The organism is Nitratidesulfovibrio termitidis HI1 (genome assembly GCF_000504305.1).
Taxonomy (GTDB): Bacteria; Desulfobacterota; Desulfovibrionia; order Desulfovibrionales; family Desulfovibrionaceae; genus Cupidesulfovibrio; species Cupidesulfovibrio termitidis.
The window spans coordinates 1,306,898-1,320,127 of the sequence record NZ_KI632512.1; the positions used below are offsets into that span (position 1 = coordinate 1,306,898).

The 13,230-nt window shown below is 68.8% G+C and carries 11 protein-coding genes and 1 tRNA gene; 6 read left to right on the forward strand and 6 right to left on the reverse strand.

Features of this window, described 5'->3' with window-relative positions; all coding sequences use genetic code 11:
- The first annotated feature begins 433 nt into the window (after positions 1–433).
- Both DESTE_RS05380 and DESTE_RS05385 read left to right on the forward strand, forming a co-directional pair.
- On the forward strand, positions 434–1,636 hold the full coding sequence (locus tag DESTE_RS05380) for a M20 metallopeptidase family protein (protein WP_035065816.1): 1,203 nt from the start codon (positions 434–436) through the stop codon (positions 1,634–1,636).
- Positions 1,637–1,926: 290 nt separating this feature from the next.
- Positions 1,927–2,349 (forward strand): FKBP-type peptidyl-prolyl cis-trans isomerase, encoded by a 423-nt coding sequence (locus tag DESTE_RS05385; RefSeq protein ID WP_035065819.1) that lies wholly within the window; start codon positions 1,927–1,929, stop codon positions 2,347–2,349.
- Positions 2,350–2,499: 150 nt separating this feature from the next.
- Here the strand turns inward: DESTE_RS05385 and DESTE_RS05390 are convergent, their stop codons facing one another.
- From DESTE_RS05390 to DESTE_RS05410, 5 genes are all read right to left on the reverse strand, one after another.
- Positions 2,500–4,158, reverse strand: coding sequence for a diguanylate cyclase (locus tag DESTE_RS05390; RefSeq protein WP_035065821.1), 1,659 nt, complete (start codon positions 4,156–4,158; stop codon positions 2,500–2,502).
- Positions 4,159–4,528: 370 nt separating this feature from the next.
- Positions 4,529–6,835, reverse strand: coding sequence for a ferrous iron transport protein B (feoB, locus tag DESTE_RS05395; RefSeq protein WP_035065824.1), 2,307 nt, complete (start codon positions 6,833–6,835; stop codon positions 4,529–4,531).
- Positions 6,836–6,837: 2 nt separating this feature from the next.
- The gene (locus DESTE_RS05400) at positions 6,838–7,095 is read right to left on the reverse strand and encodes a FeoA family protein (protein ID WP_035065827.1); all 258 of its coding nucleotides are present in this window, start codon (positions 7,093–7,095) and stop codon (positions 6,838–6,840) included.
- 123 nt (positions 7,096–7,218) lie between these two features.
- Positions 7,219–7,461, reverse strand: coding sequence for a FeoB-associated Cys-rich membrane protein (locus tag DESTE_RS05405; protein ID WP_035065828.1), 243 nt, complete (start codon positions 7,459–7,461; stop codon positions 7,219–7,221).
- A 214-nt stretch (positions 7,462–7,675) separates the two neighbouring features.
- The gene (locus DESTE_RS05410; protein WP_035065829.1) at positions 7,676–7,924 is read right to left on the reverse strand and encodes a FeoA family protein; all 249 of its coding nucleotides are present in this window, start codon (positions 7,922–7,924) and stop codon (positions 7,676–7,678) included.
- A 418-nt stretch (positions 7,925–8,342) separates the two neighbouring features.
- On the opposite strand from DESTE_RS05410, the gene DESTE_RS05415 reads away from it, so the two are divergent.
- The 3 genes from DESTE_RS05415 to DESTE_RS05425 all read left to right on the forward strand — a co-directional run bounded on the left by DESTE_RS05415 (position 8,343) and on the right by DESTE_RS05425 (position 11,753).
- Positions 8,343–9,635: a M20 family metallopeptidase gene (locus DESTE_RS05415; protein ID WP_245590738.1), complete on the forward strand. Its 1,293-nt coding sequence runs from the start codon at positions 8,343–8,345 to the stop codon at positions 9,633–9,635.
- 86 nt (positions 9,636–9,721) lie between these two features.
- Entirely contained in the window at positions 9,722–10,774 is a 1,053-nt protein-coding gene (locus DESTE_RS05420) for an ABC transporter ATP-binding protein (RefSeq protein ID WP_051384330.1), read from the forward strand.
- Between the two features lie 328 nt (positions 10,775–11,102).
- On the forward strand, positions 11,103–11,753 hold the full coding sequence (locus tag DESTE_RS05425; RefSeq protein ID WP_035065830.1) for a response regulator: 651 nt from the start codon (positions 11,103–11,105) through the stop codon (positions 11,751–11,753).
- 220 nt (positions 11,754–11,973) lie between these two features.
- On the opposite strand, the gene DESTE_RS05430 is transcribed toward DESTE_RS05425, so the two are convergent.
- Complete coding sequence (locus DESTE_RS05430; protein ID WP_156925275.1) at positions 11,974–12,909, reverse strand: Hpt domain-containing protein; 936 nt, start codon at positions 12,907–12,909, stop codon at positions 11,974–11,976.
- Positions 12,910–13,141: 232 nt separating this feature from the next.
- Between DESTE_RS05430 and DESTE_RS05435 the strand changes: the two genes are divergently transcribed.
- A tRNA-Leu gene (locus tag DESTE_RS05435) sits at positions 13,142–13,228 on the forward strand.
- Positions 13,229–13,230 lie beyond the last annotated feature (2 nt).

Sequence of the window (13,230 nt, forward strand, 5' to 3'; positions counted from 1 at the left end):
CGGCGGGGTACCGGTGCATGAGTGTCGGACGACCGGAAACCGGAGGGGCTGACGGGATGGCAAAGGACGGGGCTGACGATAACGCCACCTTGCGCTACACTGGCCGAGGTGCCGTCCCGGCATCCGACGATGTTTCTCCGCCCCGCTCCGTGCGCCCTGGCCAGTTGCTGGCCGTGACGCCACCGGGTCCCGTGCGCGGCGGGAAAGACTCATGCGTGGTACTTATTGGTACTACTAACGCCGCGTCCGCGATTTGTCAACGTCCGAAGCACGAAATCAAGGGTCCGGAGGCCAGCGGAAACGCCGCCACCGTCGGTCCGGCGAACATATGCTCCCGGGCCCAAAGCGCGCCGTGCCCGCGCCGTGCCCGTACCCATCGCACGTACATCGCCGCGCCCCGCCGCAGACAGGCCGGGACACGGCAGGAGAGCCCATGGAATCCCTTTCCGACCGCGTCCGCGCGGCCGCACCGCACATCGTCGACCTGCGCCGCCGCCTGCACCGCATCCCCGAGATCGGCTTCAACGAGGTGCGCACCGCCGCCCTGGTGGCGGAGGAACTGGCCGCGCTGGGCCTGCCGGTGCGCACCGGCATTGCGGGCACCGGGGTTACCGCCCTGCTCGGTTCCGGGCGGCCCGGCCCCACGGTGATGCTGCGCGCCGACATGGACGCCCTGCCCATCACCGAGGCCACCGGGCTCCCCTATGCTTCCGAGCACCCCGGCTGCATGCACGCCTGCGGGCACGACATGCACATGGCCATGTTGCTGGGCGCGGCGCGGGTGCTTGCCGGTCTGGCGGAGCAGAACCCCGGCGCGCTGCGCGGGCGCATCCTGTTCCTGTTCCAGCCTGCGGAAGAAGGCCCCGGCGGGGCCGCGCCCATGATCGAGGCAGGCGTGCTGGACGATCCCAAGGTGGACGTATGTCTTGGCGCGCACGTCTGGCCGGAGATTCCCGCCGGTTTCGTGGGGGTCAAGCCCGGCCCGCTCATGGCAGCCATGGACCGCTTCGAGCTGACCGTGCTGGGCAAGGGTGGCCATGCCGCCAACCCGCACCTGTGCGTTGACGCGCTGGAAACCGCCACCCAGGTGGTGGGCGCGCTGCAGCGGGTGGTCAGCCGCATGACCAGCCCGCTGGAGCCGGTCATCCTGACCATCGGCGAACTGCACGCGGGCACGGCGTACAACGTCATTCCCGGCGAGGCGCGCATGGCGGGCACGGTGCGGGCCTTTGCGCCCGAGGTGCGCAACCTGTGGGAGCAGCGCATCAACCAGGTGGCGGGCGGCGTGTGCGCGGCCATGGGGGCCACGCATCGGCTGGATTTCCAGTGGTGCCATCCGGCGGTGATCAACGACCCGCGCGCTGCGGACGTGGTGCGTCGGGCCGCGCTGGACGCCGTGGGCGCGGACAGGGTGATGGAACCGGCGCCCACCATGGGCGGCGAGGACTTTTCCATGTTCCTGCAACGGGTACCGGGGTGCTTCTTCTTTGTCGGCTGCGGCGGCCCGGGCGTGGCCCCGGTGCACAACCCGGCCTTTGCCCCGGACGAATCGTGCCTGCCCGTGGGCGCCGAGGTGCTCTGCCGGGCCGCCGCGCGGCTGTGCGCCGGGTGGGATACGCCCCGGGCAAGAACGTAACCGGTGACCGGGACGTAATTGGCGACCGGGACGTGACCGGCGACCGGGACATAACCGGCGACAGGATGCTCCATGCCCCGCCAGTCCGCGCGAATCCCCGACCGGTCCCCCCGGCAATGCCAGCTACGCGGCACGCCCCGCGCGCCCATCCCCGCGCCAGGAATAATCTTTGACATTCCCTACGGGGCGGGCGATGGTCCACGGGTCCGCCCGGTCGCCGCGGCTGTTGCCGCCCCATTCATTTCGACCGGCGGATACCCACCACAGATTCTCCCCCAAGGAGCCCCAACATGGCACTCAAGAACGGCGATACCGTCCGCGTTCACTACACCGGCACGCTGGACGACGGCACCGAATTCGATTCCTCGCGCGACCGCGAACCCCTGGAATTCACCCTGGGTGAAGGCATGCTCATCCCCGGCTTCGAAAAGGCCGTGCTGGGCCTTGGCAAGGGCCAGTCGGTGAAGATCACCATTCCCGCCGCCGAAGCTTACGGCGACCACGTGGAAGAAATGATCATCACCGTGCCCCGCGACCAGGTGCCCCCGCACATCGAACCCGAAGTGGGCCTGATGCTGCAGCTCATGACCGACGACGGCGAACTTGATGTCACCGTCACCGACGTCACCGAAGAGCACGTCACCCTCGACGCCAACCATCCCCTGGCTGGCGAAGACCTGACCTTCGACATCGAGCTCGTGGAAATCTGCTAGGCGGATTCCGGCCCGTTTCGGCCAACTGCCGATAAGACCGGCCACCCGCAGCAGGACAGCCACACCGCTGCCCGGCCACCGATACGCCAACGGCGCCTCCCTCACGGGGGGCGCCGTTTTCGCATCCGGAAGCCCGCAGCCCCGCCGCCGTCAGGAACCGCTCAGCGGTCCGCGCAGCCGGGCTGCCCCCTGCGGTTGCTCTCCATCGTCGGGCCTGCCCCACTCCTCTCCCACGGCGCGCTCGACATCGTCCCACAGCACCACCCGGTTGCGGCCCGCCTGTTTGGCCCGGTACAGCGCGTGGTCGGCCCTGGCCAGCAAATCCTCCAACGGCCCGTTGCCGAAACGCGGCGAGACGGCCATGCCCGCCACACCCACGCTGATGGCCACGGGCACGGGCACGCCCGCCTGGTGCAGGTCGATGCGCTCCACGTTGCGGCGCAGGCGCTCGGCCAGGGCCATGGCGTGCGGGGCGTCGGTATTGGGCGCGATGATGGCGAATTCCTCGCCGCCCATGCGCACCGCAAAATCGGACGAGCGCACCGTGCCCATTATGGCGGAGGACAGCTTGCGCAGCACTTCGTCTCCGGTGGCGTGGCCGTGCACGTCGTTGATGCGCTTGAAGTGGTCCAGGTCCAGCATCAGGCAGGCGCACGGCTGCCCGGCCCGGCGGCAGATGCTGACGATGCGCGCCCCCGCGTCGGCCAGCAGGCGGCGGTTGGCCAGCCCGGTCAGTTCGTCGGTGCCGGACAGGCGCTCCAGTTCGCCCACATGGGTGCCGATGCGCTCGGCCATGCGGCAGAAGTTGCGGTACAACCGCTCCAGTTCCGGCGGCATGCCCGAGGCATCGAGGCCGGGGCAGGCATTGCCGTATTCCCCGGCCATGATCCGCTCGGACATGGCCGAAATGCGCTCGATGGGCCCGGTGACCCGCCCCGCGAGGCGCAGCAGAAAGGGGGTAAGCGCGGCAATGGTCAGGCCGGACACCGCCAGCAGGAGCAGCAGCAGGCGGTGCATGTCGCCCAGCACGTCGGACACGGCGCGCTCCTGCACCAGCAGCCATTCGCCGTTCTTGAGCGGCAGTCCCGTCCCCAGCACCGCGTCACCGTCGCGGTTGCGGTAGATGGCCGGGCCGTCGGCGGGCGCATCAAGCGCGGGCAACGGGATGGGCTGCGTGCCTTCCGGGGCCAGCAGGGGCACGCCGGTGGCGGCGTCCACCAGAAAGGACGGGTCCACCGGGGTGCGCCGCAGGCTGCTGACCATGTCGAGCAGCGCGTCGATGCGCACCACGCCGAAGACCAGCCCGGCAAAGTCGCCCTGCGGATTCAGCACCGGGGCTGAAAAAATCACGATGGCCTTGCCCGAGGTGCGCCCCGTCAGCACGCGCGAAATGAACGGCTGCCCCTGCCGCGCCCGTAGGAAGTATTCGCGGTCGGAAAGGTCCACGCCGCCTTCGGGCATGTCGAAGTCAAGCACGGTGCGCCCGGCGGCATCCACGTAGACCAGGGAGCGGAAGTCGCCGTGGGCGTCCAGGAAGGCATGAAAATCCCGCCTCATGGCGGGCAGATTCACGGTACGCACCGCGTCGGTGCGCGACACGTGCACCACGTCGGCCAGGCGGTAACCCAGCCAGCGTTCCACGTCGAAGCGGTGGTGGCGCAGTTCCGCCTGCATCTCGCCCTGGGCCTTGCGCAGCCCTTCGGTACGCAGCACGCCGTAGAACGCCGCCAGCGACAGTGCCAGCGGCAGCAGGATGAGCAACAGCGAGTAGAACCGAAGTTGCGCCTTTATGGTACGGCCAGGCCGCATGGCGTCAGTCTCCCCCCCCTCGAATGGCCTTTCGGCCCGTCACGGCGAATTCGCCCCGCCTTCAACGCTCCATGCGGCAATATCCGGCAAGATGCGACAGATGCGGCACGCCCCCCGGCACGCCGTGCATGGCAAACAGGGACCAATGTAAACGGCACGAAACCCGCGCGCAAGCGGATGTGTGACGGACACGAGCCGGATGGCGGGAGGAGGACACCATGCTGTCGGCAGGCATCCTCCAGCCGGCCATGCGGTGGCGCGCCCCCAACGCAGACGGGGCGTCCCGAAGGACGCCCCGTAGTGGTTGCGCATGTTGCGCTGATGTCGCGCTGATGTCGCGCTGATGCCGCGCGGGCCCAGCCCGGCGGGGTTAGCCCCCGGCCAGCATGGCGGTGCCGATCTGGTAGACGGCCACTGACAGGCCGAAGGCCAGGATGGTGCTGAACACGGTGCTGAAGATGGCCCAGCGCCACGAGCCCGATTCCTGCTTGATGGCCACCACGGTGACGAAGCAGGGGGCGTACAGCAGCACGAAGACCATCAGCGCGGCGGCAGCGGCGGGAGTCCAGTGCGGGTCGGCCTTGATGCGTTCGGCCAGCGACCCGGCGTCCTCGGCATCCACCTCGCCCAGCGAATAGGCCGTGCCCAGGGTGGAGACGATGACTTCCTTGGCCGCGAAGCCGCCCACCAGGGCGATGTTGGTGCGCCAGTCGAACCCGGCCGGGGCCGTCACCGACTCCAGCGCGAAGCCCACGCGGCCCGCGATGGAGTATTCCAGCCCGGCGGCGGCTTCCTCGGCGTCGATGACCGCAAGCTGCGCCTCGAACGGATCGGTTTCCTCGCCTTCGGCGGCGGCCTCGCCGTCTTCGGCGGTTGCGGGATCGGCAGGGGCTTCGGCCACGGCCTGTCCGCTGCCCTGTTCGGCAGTTTCCGCCCCGGCCACGTTTTCACCGGGGGTTTCCGCCGCTTCCTTCTGGGCGGTGACGGCGGCGCGCTGCGCCTCGAACGCGGCGGTGCGGTCCTCGGGCAGCTGCGGGAAGGTCATGGCCGCCCACAGCAGGATGGAGATGGCCAGAATGACGGTACCGGCCTTCTTGATGTACTGCCAGGTGCGCTCCCAGGTGTGGATGAGGATGCCGCGCAGGGTGGGCAGGCGGTACGGGGGCAGTTCCATGACGAAGGGGGTGGATTCGCCCTTGATCACCGTGGAGCGCAGCAGGCGCGCCACGATGAGCGCCATGCCCCAGCCCAGCAGGGTAAGGGCGAACATGGCCTGGGCTTCCTGCTCGGCAAAGAACACGCCCACGAACAGGATGAACACCGGCAGCTTGGCGCCGCAGGTCATGAACGGCGCGGTCAGGATGGTGGCCAGCCGTTCGCGCGGGCTGCGCAGGGTGCGCGCGGCCATGACGCCGGGCACGGCGCAGCCGCCCGCGATGCCGCCGGACACGATGTAGGGCATCACCGAGCAGCCATGCAGGCCGAACAGGCGGAACACCCGGTCCAGCATGTAGGCCACGCGGGCCATGTAGCCGGAGTCTTCAAGGAAGGCGATCATCATGAACATCAGCATGATCAGCGGCACGAAGCCCATGACCCCGCCCACGCCGTCGATGATGCCCGAAACCACCAGCGACTTCAGCAGGCCGTCGGGCAACGCGGCGGATGCCGCCTCGTTCATCCAGCCAAAGAAGGCTTCCACCCAGCCCATGGGGTATTCGCCGATGGCAAAGGTGATTTCATAAATGCCGTACAGCACGGCCAGCATGATCACCGGGCCGAGCAGGCGGTGGGTGAGCACGCGGTCCATGCGGTCCGAGGCGGCCAGGCGCTGCGAAAGCTCGTCGTGGCGGGTCAGCACGCCCTGGCGCAGCACGCCGGAAATGTACCCGTAGCGGTAGTCGGCGATGACGGCTTCAGGGTAGCTGTTCAGGGTGGCTTCCAGATGGCGGGCCACCTCGGCTGCCATGGCTTCCAGCTCTGCCGCCAGCGGACCGGCGGCGCGGCCCAGGGCGCGGATGTCCTCGTCGCTTTCCAGATACTTCAGGGCCACCCAGCGGGCGGGATACTTTTCGGTAAGGAACCGGGCCGCCTCGATGCGCTCGACCATGCGGGCCAGCACCGGGTCAAGGTCCGGACCGTAGGAGATTTCCAGCGGCTTCCAGGGGGTGCCGCGCCTGGCGTCGCCATGGGCGACGGCGGCGGACATCAGGCCCTTCAGGCCTTCACCGGTGCGGGCCACGGTTTCCACCACGGGCAGGTCCAGCAGCTGCGACAGGCGCGCGGCGTCGATGCGCAGCCCCTGCTTGCGGGCCTCGTCGATCATGTTCAGGCCGAGGGCCACGGGAATGCCCAGTTCCATCAGCTGCACGGCCAGGTACAGGTTGCGCTCCAGCGCACCCGCGTTGATGACGTCGATGACCACGTCGGGGCGGTCTTCCACCAGCACGCGGCGGGCCACCACTTCTTCCTGGGTGTAGGCGGTAAGCGAATAGGTGCCGGGCAGGTCCACCACGCGCACTTCGCGCCCGTCCACGCGGGCGATGCCTTCCTTCTTTTCCACCGTGATGCCGGGGTAGTTGCCCACGTGCTGGCGCGAACCGGTGTACTCGTTGAACGCGGTGGTCTTGCCGGAGTTGGGGTTGCCCGCAAGGGCGACGATAACGTTGGCGGACATGGCTACTCCTGCGGACGGGGCTTGGCGTCGATCTCGACGGCGATGAAGTCGGCCTCGTTGTTGCGCAACGAAAGGGTGAACCCCTTCAGGCGCAGGGCCACCGGATCCATCAGGGGCGCACGGCCCATGACTTCCACTTCCGCACCGGGGATCAGCCCCATGTCACGGATGCGCCGCCCCAGTTCGCCATGCGCGTCAACCTTGGCGATGCGCGCCCGCTGGCCCACGGCCAGTTGCCGCAGGGGAATGGTTTTGCCCATCTTTGTGTCTCCTCCTCGCTGTGCGCGGGCTGGCTGCCCCCGCGAAATTGAAAATCTTTCTCATTGAATGGCGTTAAAAAAAGGCACGGCCCTCGGGCCGGCCATCACCAGCTTGTCACAGTGCTACTTGCCGCAACCGCAGGATGCGCCGGGCTTGGAGGCGATGTGCCCCCCGCCGCCGCAGCAGCCCGAGCCGCCGGAACTACCGGAACTGGCGGAACTGGCGGAACTCGCGGAACTGCCGGAACTGCCAGAGCAGTCGCAGCCGCAACCGCACCCGCCCGACTTGCGGAACAGGTACCGCCACGCCACATACCCCGCCGCCGCCAGCACGATGGCGACGACCACGAGAGTATCCCAAGTCATGTCTCTCTCCTTGTCGATGACCGTGACCGGACGCCCTCCACGTCATCTCGCGCCATGCGCGGGAATCATGGGGACGCATCCGCACGGTCGGCTTCCGAAACGGTTGGCCGGAGTCCTGCGGGGACGGACGGAGCCGGTCAGAAGCTGTCTGGGCCTGTCTGGATCTGTCGGGTGCCGTCAGCCACAACGGGCCACCAGGGGCCGCCAGGGTCCCTCAATCGCGCAGTTGCCGACCGGAGTGCACCGGCTCGCAGTAGACGTCGCAGGCCAGGGTGTCGCCCAGCACCAGCGAGGCATCGCGCACCCGGACGCAGCACGCGCCCCCCTGCGAGCAGACTTCCAGTTCCGTGCCGGGCGTAATGCCCAGCGCGCACAGCCTGCCCCGCTCGCCCTGCTTGTCGCAGAGACGACGCACCCGAACCCGGCATCCGGCGGGAACATCACTCAACTTGCAACAAGGCATACACGACTCCTTGGTCCAGCCAACACCGACCGTCTGCCCGCGCCACAAGCGCCCCGCGGAACGCGGACAACAGGCGCAACGCCGGGCGTGCACGCCCGACACCCCGGTTCTGCACCTCCTGAAAATGATTGTCAAGTTCCTTCTCGACAAAAACCGCCTGCCCGCTCCGGCCCGCTCCGGCCCGCTCCGCCCCCTTCCGACCCGCTCCGGCCCGTTCCGACCCGACGTGACCAGACCAAGCCCGGCCCGTCCAGGCCCGACCAGCCCCAGACCGGCCGCGCGCAGAAGCTGGACGCGCCCCGCCCGCTGCGGTAGCCTCTCGGTCCGCCGCAACCCGCCGCAACCCGCCGCCCTCGCAGGGACAACGGCGTGGCCCAGCGCATCCATATACAGAGCTTCAGCAGGAGTCTTCGCCGCAATGCCGCAATCCGCAGCCCCCAACGCCGTCGTGCCACATACGCCCGTCACGTCTGTGGCCACCGGATCCACGGACACCTTCGCCCATTTCGCGGAGCAGGCCCGCGCCTGCCTGCCGTCCGGACTGGACGAGGCCACCGCTTCGGACATCGCCGACATGGTGGCGCTGACCGCCCGACTCATGGCCATCCGCTCCACGGCCTCGCGCCCGGACGAGGTGGCCCGTTGCGCGGAAATCATAGCCGCCTGGCTGGCCGACAACGGCATCCCCTGCACCCGCATGGAGCACGAGGGCGTGCCCTCGCTGCTGGCGGGCAACCCGTCCCACGCCGCGCCGCTGGCCCTGCTGGTGCACTTCGACGTGGTGGACGGCGCGGACGCCATGTTCACCCCGCGCCTTGACGCCGCGGCAGGCGTGCTGCACGGGCGCGGCAGCATCGACGACAAGTATGCCGTGGCCGTGGCCCTGGTGCTGTGCCGCCGCTGCCTGCGCGAGCTTGCCGCGCGCGGCCTTGGCCCGGACGCCCTGCCCCTGGTGCTGGTGATCACCGGCGACGAGGAAACCGGCGGGCGCAATGGCGCGTTCCGGGTGCTGCCGCACGTCCACGCCGACTTTTGCGTGGCCCTGGACGGCGGCTCGCCGGGCTCGGTCATCATCAAGGAAAAGGGCGTCATCGACCTGGTGCTGACGGCGCGGGGCAAAAGCGCCCACGGCGCGCGGCCCTGGCTGGGCGAAAACGCCGTGGACGCGCTGGTGCGCGACTACGAGGCGCTGAAGCCGCTGTTTCCGGGCCTGTATCCGCAACTGGCGGGACTGGCGGCATCGGACGCGCCCTCCTCCCCTGCGGCGTCTCCGCAAGCGGAAGCCCACTGGCACCGCACCCTGAACCTGGGCCTGCTGCACGCGGGCACGGCAGTAAACCTGGTGCCCGGCGAAGCCGTGGCCCATCTGGACGTGCGCTACACGGAACACGACGATCCCCACCAACTGGTGGCCGCCATGCGCGCCGCCGTGCAGGGGCAACTGGACGTCACCCGCATGGAGCCGCTGTTCGTCACCGGCGACACCCCGTGGCTGGACAGGCTGCTGCGCCACGCCCCCGGCACGGCCACCGGCTGCGCCCACGGGGCCAGCGACGCCCGGTTCCTGACCGATCTTTCCATGGCCGGGGTGGTCTGGGGCGCGGAAGGCGAAACCAGCCAGCACACCGACCAGGAGCATCTGCTGGTTCCCAGCCTGGCGCCGGTGTATCAGGCCCTGCTGGCCCTGGCTCGCGAGGCGGTCAGCAGATAGTGGCGGACACCCCTCTGCCGACGGCCTTGCACCAATGCCCCTTCACGGCACTGGCGACATCCCCCGGAAACAGCTACAGGCCAGACATGACCGACGACAACGGAACATCCCGGACGGCACACCTGCTGGACGTGCGCGACCTGAGCGTGGAATTTCCGGGGCGGCCCGGCGCGAACGGCGCCCCGAACGCTCCCTTGCGCGCCGTGGCGGGGATATCCTTTTCCATAGCGCCGGGGGACACCCTGTGCCTGGTGGGCGAATCGGGCTGCGGCAAGAGCATGACCGCGCTGGCCCTGCTGCGCCTGGTGCCCGAACCGGGGCGCATCGCCTCCGGCTCGGTGCGGCTGGAGGGGCAGGAATTGCTGACCCTGCCGGAACAGGACATGCGCGGGGTGCGCGGGCGCAGCATCTCGATGATCTTTCAGGAGCCCATGACTTCGCTGAACCCGGTGTTCCGGGTGGGCGAGCAGATCGCCGAGGGGCTGCGGCTGCATCTGGGCCTTTCCCGATCCGATGCCGCCGCGCGCGCCGTGGACCTGCTGCGCCAGGTGGGCATTCCCTCGCCGGAACTGCGCGCCCGCGACTTTCCGCACCAGATGAGCGGCGGCATGCGCCAGCGTGTGATGATCGCCATGGCGCTGGCCTGCGACCCGCGCCTGCTCATCGCCGACGAGCCCACCACCGCGCTGGACGTGACCATCCAGCGCCAGATACTGCGCCTGATGCGCGACCTTGCCGCCCGCAGGGGGGCATCCGTGCTGCTGATCACCCACGACCTGGGTGTGGTGGCGGAAACCGCCGACCAGGTGGCCGTGATGTACGCCGGGCGGATCATGGAGCATGCGACGGTGGGCGACTTTTTCGCACGACCGCTGCATCCCTATGCCCAGGGGCTGATGCGCTCGGTGCCGCAAGCCGTATCCGGCCCGCGCGCCGGACGGCTTTCGGCCATTCCGGGCACGGTGCCGCCACTGTGGGCGCTGCCATCCGGCTGCACCTTTCGCGACCGCTGCCCGCACGCCTTCGCCCGTTGCGCGGAACAGGAACCGCCCCTGCTCGCCATGCCGCCGCGGATTGCCGGTGACGACGCGTCGCAGGTGCACGGCGTACGCTGCTGGCTGCACGCCCCCGGGGAATGACGGGCGGCTGCAATTCCGCCGGGCCTCGCCCCGCCATGTCTGCACGAAACGCCCCGCAGTACGCAGCCCGCGCCTCCGCATCGCCCTCAACCGCACCATGCAGACGGCCCGCGCCGCATGCGCCTGCACAGCAGCGCGCAGGCGTGCCGCATCATCGCCGCCCGCGTTGCGGTGGCACTGTCATGCACTCCCTCTCGTGCACTCCACCCTACGTTATAATGGGGAATAACCCTACTGCGACGAAAGCAGGTTTACAATTCCACCGGGGGCACATATAACGTACCGTGTTATTTTCAGACCAGCCACATCATAGTCAAAGGCTGCCGACATGTCGAAAACCGTTGTGCTCGTCGAAGACCTCGATATCGTCCGTGAGGGGCTGAAGGCCCTGCTCGGGGCATATCCCGCGTTCACCATCGTGGGAGAAGCCCCGGACGGCATCCAGGCCCTGAAAATCGTTGAAAAGCACATGCCGGATATAGTGCTCATGGACCTGACGTTGCCGCTCATGGACGGCACGGAGGCCATCCGCGAAATCAAGCGGCGCTGCGAGCGCACCAAGGTGCTGGCGCTGACCGCCCACAAGAAGGACAGCCTGATCTACCGCACCCTCAGCGCGGGCGCCGACGGCTACGTGCTGAAAAACGTTTCCAGCGACATCCTGGTGCAGGCCATGGAAACGGTGCTTTCCGGACGCCGGTACATCAGCCCCGAAATATCCGAACTGCTCATCGAAGACTTTCTGCGCCACGGTCGCCGCGAAAGCGGATCGCTGCTGGACCTGTTGAGCGACCGCGAAAAGCAGGTGCTGAAGCTGGTGGCCGAAGGCCACGGCAACAAGATGATTGCCGACAAACTGTGCATCAGCCACAAGACCGTGGAAAAGCACAAGGCCAACCTCAAGCGCAAGCTGGGCGCCGACAGCACGGCGGAACTGGTCAGCTTCGCCATCGAGCACGGGCTGACGGTCACGCCATAACCCGAAGGCGCGCCGCCCACGGCACGGCCTGGCCGACCAGCCCAGAATAGTTGCAAAACGACGGGCCGGACTCCATTGCGAGTCCGGCCCGTCGATGCGTTTACGGCGGAAAGAATGTTGCAGAGGGCCAGTCCCGACGCGCGCCCCCTGCGTGCTCGTCAGGAGGACAGGCCGTGCGGATCGGGCGTTGCGCCTCCAGCGGCCAGTCCCGACTGGCCTGCTAACTCGACTTGCCTGAGTGGCCTGACTGACCTGACTGGCCTGACTGGCCTGACTGACCTGACTGGCCTGATTGCCCCGGCATGTCGGGCAATTCAGGCAGGGCAGGCAGGCCTAAGATGGCTGACAGGGCTGACAGGGCGGCCCGCAGCCACGCCAGGGCGTCGGCCGAGGCGGAAATGTCGGAGGACCGGGCGGCGCATTCCAGCGCCGCCGCGCAGGCGGCCCATTCCGGCATGGCGTAGTTGCCCGCCATGCCGCGCACGGTATGCGCCACGCGGGCCAGCAACGTCATGTCCTGCGCATCCAGCGCATCGTCCGCCTGGCCGATGAGCGCCTGCGCCGTACGCCACACGCCGGGCAGCAGCGGACGCAGCATCTCCGGCATGGCCGCGACCAGGGCCTCCCCGGAAAGCCGCTGTCCCGGCGGCACGCCGGGTTCGGCCACCCGGCGCAACTGGCCGCACCGCGCCAGCGCCAGCGCCACGTCGGCAAGATCCACATATCCGGATGCGAGGGCGGAGCCCGAAGTTTCGGCGCCATGGGGCTGGACAGCCGCCGGGGCACCCTCCTCGCCGTCCACGTCGCGGGGGCGCACCACCGCCACCGGGGCGTCCTCCCAGCCGGAAGGCACGGCGGCGCCTGCCCCGGCAAGCTGCATCACCAGGCGCGGAGGCGGCGCGGGCATGCCCGTGGCGCCAGATGCGGCAAGCGCCTCTGGCGCATCCTTCGGGCTTCCGGCGTGCAGCCGCGCCCCCGGCAGCAGCAGGACCACCTGCGCCGCCAGGGCCTCGCGCACGGGTGAACGCCCGTCGCACACAAGCACATGGGGGTGCCCCGTGTCCGTTCCAGGCACTGCCGCGTCGGCATGCGCCTGGTCCGGCTGTTTCCGTCGATTCGGAGACGGCGTGGCGCCGCCCTCCCTGGCCTTGGGCATCGTGTTTCCTCTCCCCCCGGTGGACGGAACGGCGCTGCGTTCCTGTCCGATGTCTGCTCCGGTGCTATCGGCAGGCATGACGCTTTGCCTTAGCCCCAACCCGACACGCAAGTATTTTTCCGCGCCCGGCAACGGCATTCGTGGCAAGGAAGGACGATGCGCCCAGGATTCGCAAGGTTTTTGAAAAAAACGCTTGCCAACCGCACGGCGTTTGGCTAGAAGACCCTCCTGCGCCGAAGTGGTGGAATTGGTAGACACGCTAGGTTCAGGGTCTAGTGGGGGTTCCCCCGTGGGAGTTCGACTCTCCCCTTCGGCACCATC